This is a genomic window from Paenibacillus sp. J22R232, assembly GCF_056269165.1.
On the sequence record NZ_JBWDNK010000024.1, the window covers coordinates 22,481 to 38,694 of the forward strand.

Sequence of the window (16,214 nt, forward strand, 5' to 3'; positions counted from 1 at the left end):
TGTCAGGCATGGCAAAAAAGGTCATTAAAATGGTCAAATTGCAAGTTCCTGCAGGTAAAGCAAACCCAGCGCCGCCGATCGGTCCAGCACTTGGTCAAGCAGGCGTTAACATCATGGCGTTTTGTAAAGAGTTTAATGCTCGTACCGCAGATCAAGCAGGCTTGATTATTCCAGTCGTTATTACAGTATTCGAAGACCGTTCTTTCACTTTCGAAACAAAAACGCCGCCGGCAGCAGTATTGCTTCGCGTCGCAGCTGGTATCGAAAAAGGTTCAGGCGAACCGAACAAGAAAAAGGTCGCTACTGTAAAACGTGACAAAGTTCGCGAAATCGCTGAGCAAAAAATGCCGGATCTTAACGCAGCTTCAGTTGAAGCGGCAATGCGTATGGTTGAAGGTACTGCTCGCAGCATGGGCGTAACTATTGTTGACTAATTTTACTCAGTAGCTTGCTTTGCGAAGCTTCGGCTTTCGCGAGTGGGAGGATCATCCTTAGGAGGATTTTCCGCTACTACCACATGAGGAGGAAATTACAATGGCTAAACAAGGTAAAAAATATCTAGAAGCTGTTAAGCTGATTGACAGCGAAGCAACTTACGAGCCTTTAGAAGCGATTGAGCTTGTAAAGAAGGCAGCAACAGCTAAGTTTGACGAATCCGTTGAAGTAGCAGTTCGTTTGGGTGTAGACCCGCGTAAACAAGACCAAGCCGTTCGTGGCGTAGTTGTACTTCCACACGGAACTGGTAAAACAAAACGCGTTCTCGTTTTCGCAAAAGGCGAAAAAGTGAAAGAAGCGGAAGCTGCGGGCGCAGACTTTGTCGGCGATGCAGACATGATCAACAAAATCCAACAAGGCTGGTTCGAATTCGACGTTTGCGTAGCAACGCCGGACATGATGGCTGAAGTTGGTAAACTTGGACGTATTCTTGGTGGTAAAGGCTTGATGCCTAACCCTAAAGCTGGTACAGTAACGTTTGACGTTGCTAAAGCCGTTCAAGAAATTAAAGCCGGTAAGATTGAATACCGTCTTGATAAAGCAGGTCAAATCCATGCTCCAATCGGAAAAGTATCATTTGATGCTGAGAAACTCAACGAGAACCTCAAATCATTGATCGATGCACTTAACCGTGCTAAACCGGCTGCTGCAAAAGGCGTTTACCTGAAAAACATCGCCGTTTCTTCGACAATGGGCCCTGGCGCTCGTGTTTCTACAGCGGTTTATCGCTAAGAAGAACGGAACTAAATTCGAATACGCATACCGTAGACAGTAGGTGCCATAAGGCTTAATTTCCTACCGAGGTGTTATGATAAAACGTTTGTAAGCAATATTCAATCCTTTCCGGGTTGATGCGCGATAACGACATCATGGCCTTCGCAGTGTCTGCGAAGGCCTTTCTCATGCATCGAGGCGTGGAAAGCCCGTCGTAATTAACGGAATGTATACTATTACGGGAGGTGTACAGTTTGGCTAACGCAAATATCATCCAAGAGAAACAAGAGGCAGTTGCCGTAATCGCGGCGAAAATTGCTTCTAGCTCCAGTACAGTAGTAGCTGACTACCGTGGATTGAACGTTGCGCAAGTTACTGAGCTTCGGAAACAGCTTCGTGAAGCAGGAATTGAATTCCAAGTTCTTAAAAACTCGCTCGTTCGCCGCGCAACAGAAGGTACGGATTATGTAGAATTGAACAATATTCTTACAGGTCCTACTGCAATTGCATTCGGTAAGGAAGACGCTGTTGCTCCAGCAAAAATTTTGAACGATTTTGCTAAGAAAAACGATGCTTTGAAACTTAAAGGCGGCGTTGTAGAAGGTAAAGTCGTATCTCAAGAAGAAATTAAAGCTCTTGCGGAACTTCCGTCCCGCGAAGGTTTGCTCTCTATGCTCCTCAGCGTATTGCAAGCTCCAGTGCGCAACTTCGCGCTTGCAGTTAAAGCAGTCGGTGAAAAACAAGAAGCAGGCGTTTAATTTCTACTCAAAACCGCTCACAGTATTGAACCGGCGTAAGCCGGCTTAGGATAAAACAAAAAAATAAACCACATTCCCGGAGGTATAATCATGTCTAAAGAACAAATCTTAGAAGCGATTAAAGTTATGAACGTTCTTGAACTGAACGAGCTTGTTAAAGCAATTGAAGAAGAATTCGGCGTAACTGCAGCAGCTCCAGTAGCAGCAGCAGGTGCAGGCGCGGCTGTTGAAGCTGAGCAAACAGAATTCGACGTTATCCTTAACGGACCTGGCGCTTCCAAAATCAACGTAATCAAAGTTGTTCGCGAAATTACAGGTCTTGGCCTGAAAGAAGCGAAAGACTTGGTTGATAGCGCTCCTAAAGCTGTTAAAGAAAAAGTTGCTAAAGAAGAAGCTGAAGCAGTTGCAGCTAAACTTTCTGAAGCTGGCGCTTCTGTAGAAGTTAAGTAGTATTCGTTTAACCATATAAGCTGATCATGCGATTGTACGATGAATCGGCTGGCGAGCCCCTTGAATCCGTCAGGTTTCAAGGGGTTCGTTGTATGTTAAAGGATAAGAATGTATAAATGAAATGACTTATACATTCTTATCTTTCAACGCGAGGATAGCCTTTCGTTCGTTAGGGTGGCAGCTTAATGTTTGAAGAAGTTTTGTAATAACGGGAGAGTGATGAATTATGTCGAATCACTATTACTCACAAAGCCCGGACGTGAAGCATAATCGTCAGGTTCATGAAGTGTCACTACGAGGCTTTTCTTTTCGGTTTATGACGGATGCAGGCGTATTCTCGAAATCGGGTGTCGATTATGGGAGTCAGGTATTGATTGACGCGCTTGAGATCAGTACGAATGCTAATGTTCTCGATGTCGGCTGCGGCTACGGTCCGATCGGATTAACTTCAGCCAAGCTTGCAGAACTTGGGCATGTAACAATGATTGATATAAATGAAAGAGCGGTACAGCTCTCGAAAGAAAATGCGAAGCTTAATCAGCTTACGAACGTAACGGTTCTGCAGAGCGACTTATTCGAAGCAGTAAAAGGGAAAACGTTCGATACGATAGTGACCAATCCGCCCATCCGCGCAGGCAAAACCGTTGTTCATCGCATATTTGAAGAAGGCTTTGAATTGCTTGAGTCCGGTGGCAGCATGTGGGTTGTCATTCAGAAGAAACAAGGCGCACCTTCGGCAAAAGCAAAGCTGGAGTCGCTGTTCGAAGATGTTGAGGAAGTTACGAAGGATAAGGGCTACCGCATTTTCCGTGCTGTAAAAGGATAGGAAAAAAAGACAAATGCTGTTTTGAAAATATCTTTGAAAACGGAATAAAAATTATTGACTTGACATTTTAGATATGGTAAAATTATAAAATGTCAGCATTAAATTGGGCTCGATCTCTTTAGTTAACTAAAATGTCAAGTGTAAATTTAAAGCGCGGAATGCATAAGTTTTACACATTTGACGTATAATGTTTACGTTTTGGGCAAAATTATTTGATATGAGACTATCACGGCCGCGCTGTGATTGGTTAACTGCCGGAACATGCTCTTTTTTCGAACTATTCGATAAGGGCTTTTCTTTATTTGACTATATAGGCGGCTGGTCCGTTTATAGTGACGCAGTGATTATCGATGCTGTGATACAGACATGAGGGGTGAGGTTAAGTTGGCAGGACAACTTGTTCAGTATGGTCGGCGCGCGCGCAGAAGCTACGCCAGGATCAACGAGGTGCTGGAAGTCCCGAACCTGATTGAAATCCAACAAAAATCGTATGAGAAGTTTTTGGACAGCGATCTAATCGAATTGTTCCAAGATATTTCTCCGATTTCGGACTTTACGGGCAATCTATCGCTTGAGTTTATCGACTATAGCTTAGGCGAACCGAAATATTCGGTCGATGAATCAAAAGAGCGCGACGTGACGTATGCGGCTCCTTTACGCGTTAAGGTACGACTTTTCAATAAGGAGACCGGCGAAGTAAAGGAACAAGAAGTTTTCATGGGTGATTTCCCGCTTATGACAGAGACTGGCACGTTTATTATTAACGGGGCTGAGCGTGTCATAGTTAGCCAATTGGTTCGATCCCCGAGTGTGTACTTCAGCACGAAGGTCGATAAAAACGGGAAGAAAAACTACACGGCTACGGTTATTCCTAACCGCGGCGCTTGGCTAGAGCTTGAAACAGATGCGAAAGATATCATCTACGTGCGTATTGACCGGACCCGGAAGATCCCGGTAACGGTGCTTTTGCGTTCGTTAGGCTTCGGTACTGACGCTGAAATTCTTGAACTGCTAGGACATGATGAGTACATTCGCAACACGCTTGACAAAGATAATACGGATTCCACTGAGAAAGCGCTGATTGAAATTTATGAGCGTCTTCGTCCAGGCGAGCCTCCGACTTTGGACAATGCGAAGAGCTTGCTTGTTGCTCGCTTCTTTGACCCGAAACGTTATGACTTGGCCAATGTAGGCCGTTACAAAATAAACAAAAAGCTCCACATCAAGAACCGTTTGTTTAATCAGCGGCTTGCGGAGAATCTAGTTGACCCTACGACAGGCGAAATTATCGCTGAATCGGGACAAATGATTGACCGTCGCTTGCTTGATGAAATTCTCGAGAAGCTTGAGAAGGATGTTGGCTTCAAGACGTACCACGTTGCAAACGGCGTATTGGATGCTGATAGTATTCCTCTACAAACGATCAGCGTATTCTCGCCATATGACGAAAGCAAAGTAATTAAAGTAATAGCGAATGGCATTATTGATAAATCCGTTAAGCACATTACGCCTGCGGATATCATTTCTTCCATTAACTACTTTATTAATTTGCTGCACGGCGTAGGAAGCACGGATGATATCGATCATCTTGGTAACCGTCGTCTCCGTTCGGTAGGCGAACTGCTCCAAAATCAATTCCGTATCGGTTTGTCTCGTATGGAGCGCGTAGTGCGCGAGAGAATGTCCATTCAAGACGCGAATGCGATTACGCCGCAAGCGCTAATCAACATTCGTCCGGTTATTGCATCTATAAAAGAGTTCTTCGGCTCCTCGCAGCTTTCCCAGTTTATGGACCAAACGAATCCGCTTGCCGAATTGACGCATAAACGCCGTCTATCCGCACTCGGACCCGGCGGTTTGACTCGGGAACGCGCAGGCTTTGAAGTACGTGACGTCCATCACTCCCACTATGGGCGGATGTGTCCGATCGAGACGCCAGAGGGACCGAATATCGGTTTGATCAACTCCTTGTCATCTTTTGCCCGCATTAACGAATATGGCTTCATTGAGGCGCCATACCGTTGGGTTGATCCGAAGACGGGAATTGTTACTGAGCAAATCGCGTACTTGACTGCCGACGAGGAAGACAACTACGTAATCGCGCAAGCGAATGCGAAGCTTACTCCGGAAGACAAGTTTGCCGAAGAAAATACGATCGTTCGTTACAACAAGCAAGCCGATAACATTCTTACAATGCCTAGTGATCGCGTTGACTATATGGACGTATCTCCTAAGCAGGTAGTATCTGTTGCGACAGCGTTAATTCCGTTCCTGGAAAACGATGACTCCAACCGTGCCCTCATGGGATCGAACATGCAACGTCAAGCGGTTCCATTGCTTATCCCAAGATCTCCACTTGTTGGTACGGGTATGGAGCATAAAGCTGCGAAGGATTCAGGAGTTTGTATCGTTGCTAAGCATGACGGCGTAATTGAACGTTCCTCCGCGAATGAGATCTGGCTGCGCCGCGTTGAACAAATCGATGGCAAGCCGGTAACTGGCGACCTTGTGAAACATAAGCTACACAAGTTTATGCGTTCAAACCAAGGAACGTGCATCAATCAGCGCCCGCTTGTGCGTAAAGGCGATGTAATCAAGAAAGGTGATATCCTTGCGGATGGACCTTCCACTGAAAAGGGCGAATTGGCTCTTGGACGCAACGTAGTCGTTGCATTCATGACGTGGGAAGGCTACAACTACGAGGATGCGATCTTGCTTAGCGAAAAACTTGTGAAGGAAGATGTTTATACATCGATTCACATTGAGGAATATGAGTCTGAGGCTCGTGACACGAAGCTTGGACCGGAAGAAATCACACGCGATATCCCGAACGTTGGCGAAGAGGCTCTTCGCAACCTGGATGAGCGCGGAATCATTCGTGTCGGTGCTGAGATCGGCGCTGGCGATATCCTAGTTGGTAAAGTAACACCGAAGGGTGTAACGGAGCTGACTGCGGAAGAACGTTTGCTTCATGCGATCTTCGGTGAGAAGGCTCGTGAGGTTCGTGATACTTCGCTCCGCGTACCGCATGGTACAGATGGTATCGTTGTTGATGTTAAGGTATTTACTCGCGAGAACGGCGACGAGTTACCGCCAGGCGTTAACCAATTGGTACGTGCTTACATTGCTCAAAAACGGAAAATATCCGAAGGCGACAAAATGGCCGGCCGTCATGGTAACAAAGGGGTTATCGCTCGTATTATGCCTGAAGAAGATATGCCTTTCCTTCCAGATGGCACACCGGTTGAGGTTGTTCTAAACCCGCTCGGCGTTCCGTCACGGATGAATATTGGTCAGGCACTTGAAGTTCACTTGGGTATGGCTTGTAAGCATCTTGGCATTCATGCTGCGACACCGGTATTCGATGGTGCGCGCGAGAATGACGTTTTCGATACGATGGAAGAAGCAGGCATGCAGCGTAACGGTAAAACCGTGCTGTATGACGGACGGACAGGCGAGAATTTCGAACGTGAAGTTACGGTTGGGGTCATGTATATGATCAAGCTGGCGCACATGGTCGACGATAAAATCCATGCCCGTTCAACTGGACCTTACTCGCTCGTTACGCAACAACCGCTCGGTGGTAAAGCACAATTCGGCGGACAGCGTTTCGGGGAGATGGAGGTATGGGCGCTTGAGGCATATGGCGCTGCGTACACGCTTCAAGAAATCTTGACGGTGAAATCCGATGATGTGGTTGGTCGTGTGAAAACATACGAGTCAATCGTCAAAGGCGAGAATGTTCCAGAACCAGGCGTTCCTGAATCGTTCAAAGTTTTGATCAAAGAGCTTCAAAGTTTGGGTATGGATGTTAAAATTCTGTCCGAGAACGAAGAAGAGATCGAAATGAAAGAAATGGACGATGAAGACGAGGCTACAGGCGATAAGCTCAACCTCAATATTGAAGGTGCCGAAATCGGCGCTGCTGAATAAACTAGTTGCTGGATTCCGTCACATGGTCACGCGCCTATGACGGAATCTAGCTGATTAGATAGACATTGTCATACATGACGGAGGAGGGTTGCTCCTTGTTGGACGTGAACAACTTCGAGTATATGAAAATCGGTCTGGCATCGCCGGATAAAATTCGCTCGTGGTCCCGCGGAGAAGTTAAGAAACCGGAGACGATCAACTATAGGACCTTAAAGCCGGAGAAGGAAGGTCTCTTCTGCGAGAAAATTTTCGGACCTACAAAAGACTGGGAATGTCATTGCGGCAAATACAAACGTGTACGCTATAAAGGTGTCGTTTGTGATCGCTGTGGCGTTGAAGTAACCCGCGCTAAAGTACGTCGCGAGCGCATGGGTCACATTGAGCTGGCTGCGCCAGTTTCCCATATTTGGTATTTCAAAGGGATTCCAAGCCGTATGGGTCTTGCGCTGGATATGTCCCCTCGTTCGCTTGAGGAGATCATTTACTTTGCATCCTATGTGGTTACTGATCCAGGTGATACGCCGCTTGAGAAAAAACAACTCCTTTCGGAGAAAGAATACCGCAGCTACCGTGAGAAATACGGGTATGGTTTCCATGCTGGCATGGGCGCGGAAGCTGTCAAAAAGCTTTTGCAGGATATCGACGTTGATAAAGAGCTTGAGCAACTGAAGGAAGAGCTGCGTACGGCTCAAGGCCAACGCCGCAACCGTGCTATTAAGCGTCTAGAAGTCGTAGAAGCATTCCGCAACTCCGGCAATGAGCCGGAATGGATGATTCTTGACGTGCTTCCTGTCATTCCTCCTGAGCTTCGTCCAATGGTACAGCTCGACGGCGGACGTTTTGCGACATCCGACCTTAACGATCTGTATCGCCGTGTTATTAACCGTAACAATCGTTTGAAGAGACTGCTAGACCTAGGCGCTCCTGACATCATCGTTCAGAATGAAAAACGGATGCTGCAGGAAGCGGTCGACGCATTGATCGATAATGGTCGTCGCGGTCGTCCCGTAACTGGTCCTGGTAACCGTCCGCTTAAATCCCTCAGCCATATGCTGAAGGGTAAGCAAGGACGTTTCCGTCAGAACTTGCTCGGTAAACGGGTTGACTACTCTGGTCGTTCGGTTATCGTAGTAGGTCCAAACTTGAAAATGTTCCAGTGCGGCCTACCAAAGGAAATGGCACTAGAATTGTTCAAGCCTTTCGTTATGAAAGAGCTTGTTAATAAAGGCCTAGCGCATAACATCAAGAGCGCGAAGCGCAAAGTCGAACGCGTAAGCCCTGAGGTATGGGACGTTCTTGAGGAAGTCATCAAGGAACACCCAGTATTGCTTAACCGTGCCCCGACGCTTCATAGACTAGGTATTCAAGCATTTGAACCTATTCTAGTAGAAGGTCGTGCAATTAAGCTTCATCCGCTCGTATGTACAGCGTACAACGCTGACTTCGACGGTGACCAAATGGCCGTTCACGTTCCGTTATCTGCTGAAGCACAAGCGGAAGCTCGCTTGTTAATGCTTGCGTCAGGCAACATTCTTAACCCGAAAGACGGCAAACCGGTCGTTACTCCTTCACAGGATATGGTATTGGGAAGCTTCTACTTAACGATGGATAACAAAGAAGCCAAAGGCAGTGGTTCCGTATTCGGTACCATTAACGAGGCCATCTCTGCTTACCAACGTGGTATCGTTTCCTTGCACGCTAGAATTTTCATTCCAGTTCGCGTGCTCAAAAAAGTTAATTTCACCGAGCAGCAACAAAATTCACTTCTCGTAACGACAGTTGGTAAAGTTATCTTCAATGAAATTTTCCCTGAAGATTTCCCTTATATCAATGAAGCTACAAAAACGAATTTGCTGCACGGTACGCCTGATAAATATTTCGTCTACGAAAAAGGTGCCGATCTTCCTAAGTTCTTGGATGCAATCGACACGCCAGGTGCGGTAGGTAAGGATTATCTTGCATTAGTCATTGCAGAATGTTTCCGCCAATACCACACAACGCTTACGGCGATGCTTCTTGACCGCATTAAGCAACTGGGCTTTACGTACTCGACCAAGGCTGGTATTACGATCGGCGTTTCCGACGTTATCATCCCGGTGGAGAAAGACGAAATCATGAAGCGCTCCGATGAGAAGGTATCTACCGTTATGAATCAGTACCGTCGCGGTTTGATTACGAACGAAGAGAGATATGACCGTATCATCAGCATTTGGAGTAAATGTAAAGACGAAATCACCGAAGTTCTTATGAAGTCGATGGATCGTTACAACAACATCATGCTCATGGTAGACTCCAAAGCACGGGGTAACAAATCACAAATTACACAGCTCGGCGGTATGCGTGGTCTAATGGCCAATCCATCCGGTCGTATCATCGAGTTGCCGATCAAATCGAACTTCCGCGAAGGCCTAACGGTACTCGAGTACTTTATCTCGACTCACGGAGCGCGTAAAGGTTTGGCGGATACAGCACTTCGGACTGCCGATTCCGGTTACTTGACTCGTCGACTTGTCGACGTTGCACAAGACGTAATCGTGCGCGAAGAAGATTGTGGTACGGATAAAGGCTTCTCCGTAAGCAAAATCCAAGACGGTAAAGAGGTTATCGAAGATCTTTATGACCGTATTGAAGGCCGCTATGCGTTTGAAACCGTTCGTAACCCTAAAACCGGCGAGATTATCGTTAACCGCAGCGAGCTTATTGATTCCAATAAAGCAGATGCGATTATCGATGCCGGCGTAGAAAAACTGCAAATTCGTTCCGTACTGAGCTGCCGTGCCCGTCACGGCGTATGTAAGATCTGTTACGGCCGTAACCTTGCAACTGGCAAGCACGTTGAGATTGGGGAAGCGGTTGGTATTATCGCGGCACAATCCATCGGAGAGCCAGGAACACAGCTGACGATGCGTACGTTCCATACGGGCGGCGTTGCCGGCGATGATATTACACAAGGTTTGCCGCGTATTCAAGAGTTGTTTGAGGCGCGTAATCCGAAAGGTCAAGCGATTATCTCTGAGCTTGACGGTGTAATCAAAGAAATCCGTGAAGCTAAGGACCGTCGTGAAATCGAGGTTCAAGGCGAAGCGGAATCGAAAGTGTATGCTGTTACCTATGGATCGCGTATTCGCGTAACGCAAGGTCAACAAATCGAAGCCGGTGATGAGCTGACGGATGGATCGATTGACCCTAAAGATATGCTGCGCATCAAAGGTATCCGTGGCGTTCAAAACTACATTTTGCAAGAAGTACAGCGCGTATACCGGAACCAAGGGGTAGAAATCAATGACAAGCACGTTGAGGTCATGATTAAGCAAATGCTCCGGAAAATCCGTATCGTAGACGCAGGCGGTACGACTCTGCTTCCAGGCGCGTTTGTTGACATTCATGAATATGAATCTCAGAACCGCACTGCGATCTTTGCAGATTTGGAGCCGGCTGTCGCAAAACCAGTTTTGCTCGGTATTACGAAAGCATCGCTTGAGACAGATTCTTTCTTGTCAGCAGCATCCTTCCAAGAAACAACTCGTGTATTAACTGACGCAGCTATTAAAGGCAAAGTTGACCAGTTGCTTGGACTCAAGGAAAATGTTATTATCGGTAAGTTGATTCCTGCAGGTACGGGAATGGCTCGATACCGTAACATTCGCTTTGCTGGACTAGAAGATGAAGCTACTACTGCAGTTGAAGGGGAATTGGAGACGGAAGCTGTAACTGTCGATTAATTGACGGTTACCGATTACGCTCTATAACCGGATACTAAACCATACAGAAAGAGCGTTACATCTTCCGCTTTATTTGGAAGCGGAAGATGGTCGCTCTTTTGCATGTTTACAGTGTGAAATTCATTGTTAATTGGTTTGCAAATGATTATCTTGAAGTTTCTTGACACAATCACGGTATAGGTGCTATTATATCGAAGTGTGCCTAATTGTGTGATCGCTGAATGGAAGAATTGAAGGTGATTTTCATGCAATTCAAAGTCGGCGCAAAGCAGACTGCCAAGATGCTCGAGCAAGAAAGAGCGATTGAAGTCTATGTTGCACGAGATGCAGATCCGCAGATGAAAGAGAAGATTGTTCATCTATGTGAGCGGACGGGAGTTCCGGTGAAATGGATCGATTCAATGGATGAGCTTGGGGAAACCTGCGGCATTGATATCGGGGCCGCGATGGCAGCGCTCGTAACCGAAGAAGAATAATGCAATATCCGTTTTTGTTAGTTGATTATTTAACGATGATTGACTGGCGAGAACTTTTGTTTGTTCTTTTATGAACCGCCTGGATCTGTGGGCTTAATTTTAGGTAAAATGTCTACCATACAAGCGTACACGGCTGTTGCCGTCTTTTGGTGGAAAGAGCCCGCTTACGCAAAAGAAATATAAGTTGATTTATAAACAAATGTATTTATAAATGCTTATATTCTCAAAAGACATGAATATAAGGAAGGGGGTGGCAACATGCCAACTATTAACCAGCTAGTCCGTAAAGGACGCCAAGCGAAAGTCGTTAAATCGAAATCGCCGGCATTGCAAAAAGGTTTCAATGCATTGAAACGTGAAGCTACTAACATCAGCGCTCCTCAAAAACGCGGTGTGTGCACTCGTGTAGGTACAATGACTCCAAGGAAACCGAACTCCGCACTTCGTAAATATGCTCGTGTTCGTTTAACGAACCGCTTAGAAGTTACGGCTTACATTCCGGGTATCGGACACAACTTGCAAGAGCATAGCGTTGTTTTGATCCGCGGTGGTAAAGTAAAAGACTTAGCAGGAGTACGTTACCATATCGTACGCGGCGCGCTTGATACTGCGGGTGTTAACAACCGTATGCAAGCTCGTTCGAAATACGGTACAAAACGTCCGAAAGTTAAAAAATCATAAGATTAACCCTTGCACGGGATATTGAAAATATCCCTAACGGGTCATTGAAATGCTAGAAATAGCGACTATTAGAAGAAAGGGGGACTTTCTCATGCCACGCAAAGGTCCTGTAACGAAACGCGATGTGCTTCCAGATCCGCTGTATAACAGCAAGCTGGTAACGCGCCTAATCAACCGCATTATGCTAGACGGTAAAAGAGGCGTTGCACAAACGCTATTGTATGATGCATTCAAACTGATTCAAGAACGCACGGGTAAAGATCCGATGGAAGTGTTCGAAGCAGCTTTGAAAAATATTATGCCAGTACTTGAGGTTAAAGCACGCCGTGTCGGCGGTGCGAACTATCAAGTGCCTATCGAAGTTAAACCAGAGCGCCGTACGGCACTTGGTCTCCGTTGGCTCGTGAACTACTCACGTAACCGCGGCGAGAAAACGATGGAAGAGCGTTTAGCTGCTGAAATCACAGATGCTTCCAATAACACTGGCGCAGCTGTTAAAAAGCGCGAAGACACTCACAAAATGGCTGAAGCAAATAAAGCATTTGCTCACTACCGCTGGTAGAATTCTAACATTCGAGAGGAGACCATTTTATGTCAAGAGAGTTCTCCTTGAACAATACGCGTAACATCGGGATTATGGCGCATATTGATGCTGGTAAAACCACGACAACTGAACGGATCTTGTTCTTCACAGGCCGTACCCACAAAATCGGAGAAGTGCACGAAGGTGCAGCTACGATGGACTGGATGGAGCAAGAACAAGAGCGCGGTATCACGATTACGTCTGCCGCGACAACCGCTCAATGGAATGGACACCGTATCAATATTATCGATACCCCGGGACACGTTGACTTCACAGTAGAAGTTGAACGTTCCCTGCGCGTTTTGGACGGGGCCGTTGGAGTTTTCAGTGCGAAAGAAGGAGTCGAGCCACAGTCCGAGACTGTATGGCGTCAAGCAGACCGTTACAACGTTCCGCGGATCGCATACGTCAACAAAATGGACATCATTGGTGCTGACTTCCTAAACGTTATCAAGGATATGCGCGAGCGTCTTCAAGCAAACGCAGTTGCCATTCAAATTCCGATTGGTGCTGAGTCTGATTTTGTCGGCGTTATCGATATCGTTGAGCGCGTAGCTTACAAGTACAAAGACGATACAGGTAAAGATCCTATTCAAGTTGAAATTCCTTCGGAGTATGCTGACCAAGTGGAAGAGCTTCGTACGGAATTGATTGAAAAGGTAGCAGAGCTTGACGAAGAGTTGACTATGAAATATCTGGAAGGCGAAGAAATTTCAATTCCAGAAATCAAAGCAGCGCTACGTAAAGGCGTTTGCGAAGTTAAAATCTTCCCTGTAATCGTTGGATCTTCCTACCGCAACAAAGGTGTTCAACTGATGTTGGATGCGGTTGTAGACTACCTTCCATCTCCTCTTGATGTACCAGCTATTAAAGGTACAACTGAAGAAGGCGAAGAAGGCGAACGTCCATCATCCGATTCAGAGCCGTTCTCGGCTTTGGCATTCAAAATCATGACGGATCCTTATGTTGGTAGATTGACGTTCTTCCGTGTGTACTCGGGAATTCTGAAATCCGGTTCTTATGTTCTTAACTCAACTAAGGGCAAACGTGAGCGGATTGGACGTATTCTTCAAATGCACGCGAACGCTCGTCAAGAGATTTCTGAAGTGTATGCAGGCGATATCGCTGCAGCAGTTGGACTTAAAGATACGACGACTGGGGACACTCTATGTGACGAGAAGAATATCATCATTCTTGAGTCCATGAACTTCCCTGAGCCGGTTATCTCGGTTGCTATCGAACCAAAAACGAAAGCTGACCAAGACAAACTAGGTATCGCTATTTCCAAGCTGGCAGAAGAAGATCCTACCTTCCGTGCACATACGGACGAAGAAACAAACCAGACGATTATTTCTGGTATGGGTGAGCTTCACCTTGAGATCCTCGTTGACCGTATGTTCCGCGAATTTAAAGTTGAAACTAACGTTGGTAAACCGCAAGTTGCTTACCGTGAAACGTTCCGTGAAGCTGCGAAGGTTGAAGGTAAGTTCGTTCGTCAGTCCGGTGGTAAAGGTCAATTCGGTCATTGTTGGGTTGAATTCTCACCACTTGAGCCAGGTTCAGGCTTCGTATTCGAAAACAAAACAGTCGGCGGTTCGATTCCTCGTGAATTTATCGCTCCTATCCAGGCTGGTATCGAAGAGTCAATGAAGAACGGTGTAGTAGCCGGCTTCCCGCTCGTTGATGTCAAGGCTGTTGTAGTAGACGGATCTTATCATGATGTTGACTCCTCGGAGATGGCGTTTAAAATTGCAGGCTCGATGGCGCTTAAAGCTGCCAAAGATAAATGTAAGCCAGTTCTTCTTGAGCCAATCATGAAAGTAGAAGTTACTGTTCCTGAAGAGTACATGGGCGATGTTATGGGTATGCTTAACTCCCGTCGTGGTCGTATCGAAGGTATGGATACTCGTGCAGGTGCACAAATTATCCGCTCCAAGGTGCCTCTCTCCGAGATGTTTGGTTATTCCACTACACTACGTTCCGGTACACAAGGACGCGGCGTATTCTCCATGGAGCTTTCTCATTATGAAGAAGTTCCAAAATCGATCTCTGAAGAGATCATTGCTAAGAACAAAGGCGAGTAATCGTTTTTGTCCTTCCAAACCATTTGCTTTTGGCCGTCAGCTTGTTTGCTCGCAAACCTGATGCCGGCCCACACATAAAAAATTCATGATATATTGAGGAGGCTCAAGTTCAATGGCTAAGGCTAAATTTGAACGTAACAAACCGCACGTTAATATCGGTACAATCGGTCACGTCGACCACGGTAAAACGACTTTGACTGCAGCTATCACAACTGTACTTTCCAAAAAATACGGCGGTGCAGCAATCGCATTCGACCAAATCGATAAAGCTCCAGAAGAGCGCGAGCGCGGTATCACGATCTCGACAGCTCACGTTGAGTATGAGACGCCAGCTCGTCACTACGCTCACGTTGACTGCCCAGGTCACGCCGACTATGTAAAAAACATGATCACTGGTGCTGCTCAAATGGACGGAGCTATTCTTGTAGTTTCCGCTACTGACGGTCCTATGCCACAAACTCGTGAGCACATCTTGCTTTCGAAACAAGTAGGCGTACCTTACATCGTTGTTTTCTTGAACAAATGCGACATGGTTGAAGACGAAGAGCTTCTTGAGCTAGTTGAGATGGAAGTTCGCGACCTTCTTTCCGAGTATGAGTTCCCAGGCGACGACACTCCAATCATCCGCGGAGCTGCTCGTGAAGCTCTTGCTAACCCAGAAGGTCCTTGGGCTGAAAAAATCATCGAGCTTTTCGAGCAAGTTGATACTTACATCCCAACTCCTGAGCGCGACACAGCTAAGCCTTTCCTTATGCCTGTCGAGGACGTATTCACAATCACTGGCCGTGGTACAGTTGCTACAGGTCGCGTAGAGCGTGGCGTTATCAAAGTAGGCGACGAGGTAGAAATTATCGGTCTTGCTGAAGAGTCCCGCAAATCCGTAGTAACAGGCGTTGAAATGTTCCGTAAATTGCTTGACTCCGCTCAAGCTGGGGACAACGTAGGTGCATTGCTTCGTGGTGTAGACCGCAGCAACATCGAGCGTGGACAAGTTTTGGCTAAACCGGGTTCGGTTAAACCACACACTAACTTTACAGCTCAAATCTACGTTCTTACTAAAGAAGAGGGTGGCCGTCACAAGCCTTTCTTCACTGGCTACCGTCCACAGTTCTACTTCCGTACAACTGACGTAACGGGTATCATCAGCCTGCCAGAAGGTACTGAAATGGTTATGCCTGGCGACAACATCACTGTAACGGTTGAGCTTATCGCTCCTATCGCTGTAGAAGATGGAACTCGTTTCTCTATTCGTGAAGGCGGCCGTACTGTAGGCGCTGGCGCGGTAGCTTCTATCCAAAAATAATTGATGGCGGCTTAGCCGCTATGAATAGAAAAAGCCCTCACTTCGGTGAGGGCTTTTGATTTTTAGGACATTCATAATTGAATCACTGAAGTGATTTACTTAATCTTTACAATTAACTAATGATTGACGGTTGACCTTACACCCATTTAATATTAGGGAATAGTAAAAAGAGGTTGTCCATGAGAAGTC

12 protein-coding genes and 1 other annotated feature are annotated in these 16,214 nt (G+C 46.4%); all 12 genes read left to right on the top strand.

Annotation, left to right across the window (positions count from 1 at the left end; translation table 11 throughout):
* Positions 1 to 8 precede the first annotated feature (8 nt).
* The 12 genes from rplK to tuf all read left to right on the top strand — a co-directional run bounded on the left by rplK (position 9) and on the right by tuf (position 16,025).
* Entirely contained in the window at positions 9 to 434 is a 426-nt protein-coding gene (rplK, locus tag AC0YN3_RS31300; RefSeq protein ID WP_028609671.1) for a 50S ribosomal protein L11, read from the top strand.
* A 100-nt stretch (positions 435 to 534) separates the two neighbouring features.
* Positions 535 to 1,227: a 50S ribosomal protein L1 gene (rplA, locus tag AC0YN3_RS31305; protein ID WP_183571375.1), complete on the top strand. Its 693-nt coding sequence runs from the start codon at positions 535 to 537 to the stop codon at positions 1,225 to 1,227.
* 12 nt (positions 1,228 to 1,239) lie between these two features.
* Positions 1,240 to 1,406: a sequence feature (ribosomal protein L10 leader region), on the top strand.
* A 57-nt stretch (positions 1,407 to 1,463) separates the two neighbouring features.
* On the top strand, positions 1,464 to 1,967 hold the full coding sequence (gene rplJ, locus AC0YN3_RS31310; protein WP_183571376.1) for a 50S ribosomal protein L10: 504 nt from the start codon (positions 1,464 to 1,466) through the stop codon (positions 1,965 to 1,967).
* A 90-nt stretch (positions 1,968 to 2,057) separates the two neighbouring features.
* Positions 2,058 to 2,417, top strand: a complete 360-nt coding sequence (gene rplL, locus AC0YN3_RS31315) for a 50S ribosomal protein L7/L12 (protein WP_475778796.1) — start codon at positions 2,058 to 2,060, stop codon at positions 2,415 to 2,417.
* Between the two features lie 226 nt (positions 2,418 to 2,643).
* The gene (locus AC0YN3_RS31320; protein WP_475778797.1) at positions 2,644 to 3,243 is read left to right on the top strand and encodes a class I SAM-dependent methyltransferase; all 600 of its coding nucleotides are present in this window, start codon (positions 2,644 to 2,646) and stop codon (positions 3,241 to 3,243) included.
* Between the two features lie 384 nt (positions 3,244 to 3,627).
* Entirely contained in the window at positions 3,628 to 7,176 is a 3,549-nt protein-coding gene (rpoB, locus tag AC0YN3_RS31325) for a DNA-directed RNA polymerase subunit beta (protein ID WP_475778798.1), read from the top strand.
* A gap of 95 nt (positions 7,177 to 7,271) precedes the next feature.
* Positions 7,272 to 10,898 (top strand): DNA-directed RNA polymerase subunit beta', encoded by a 3,627-nt coding sequence (gene rpoC / locus AC0YN3_RS31330; protein WP_475778799.1) that lies wholly within the window; start codon positions 7,272 to 7,274, stop codon positions 10,896 to 10,898.
* 245 nt (positions 10,899 to 11,143) lie between these two features.
* Positions 11,144 to 11,374: a ribosomal L7Ae/L30e/S12e/Gadd45 family protein gene (locus tag AC0YN3_RS31335; protein ID WP_475778800.1), complete on the top strand. Its 231-nt coding sequence runs from the start codon at positions 11,144 to 11,146 to the stop codon at positions 11,372 to 11,374.
* 258 nt (positions 11,375 to 11,632) lie between these two features.
* On the top strand, positions 11,633 to 12,055 hold the full coding sequence (gene rpsL, locus AC0YN3_RS31340; protein ID WP_054025332.1) for a 30S ribosomal protein S12: 423 nt from the start codon (positions 11,633 to 11,635) through the stop codon (positions 12,053 to 12,055).
* 91 nt (positions 12,056 to 12,146) lie between these two features.
* Complete coding sequence (gene rpsG, locus AC0YN3_RS31345) at positions 12,147 to 12,617, top strand: 30S ribosomal protein S7 (RefSeq protein ID WP_028609662.1); 471 nt, start codon at positions 12,147 to 12,149, stop codon at positions 12,615 to 12,617.
* Between the two features lie 29 nt (positions 12,618 to 12,646).
* On the top strand, positions 12,647 to 14,722 hold the full coding sequence (gene fusA, locus AC0YN3_RS31350) for an elongation factor G (protein ID WP_475778801.1): 2,076 nt from the start codon (positions 12,647 to 12,649) through the stop codon (positions 14,720 to 14,722).
* A gap of 112 nt (positions 14,723 to 14,834) precedes the next feature.
* Positions 14,835 to 16,025, top strand: coding sequence for an elongation factor Tu (gene tuf, locus AC0YN3_RS31355; protein WP_138756290.1), 1,191 nt, complete (start codon positions 14,835 to 14,837; stop codon positions 16,023 to 16,025).
* Positions 16,026 to 16,214: the final 189 nt, after the last annotated feature.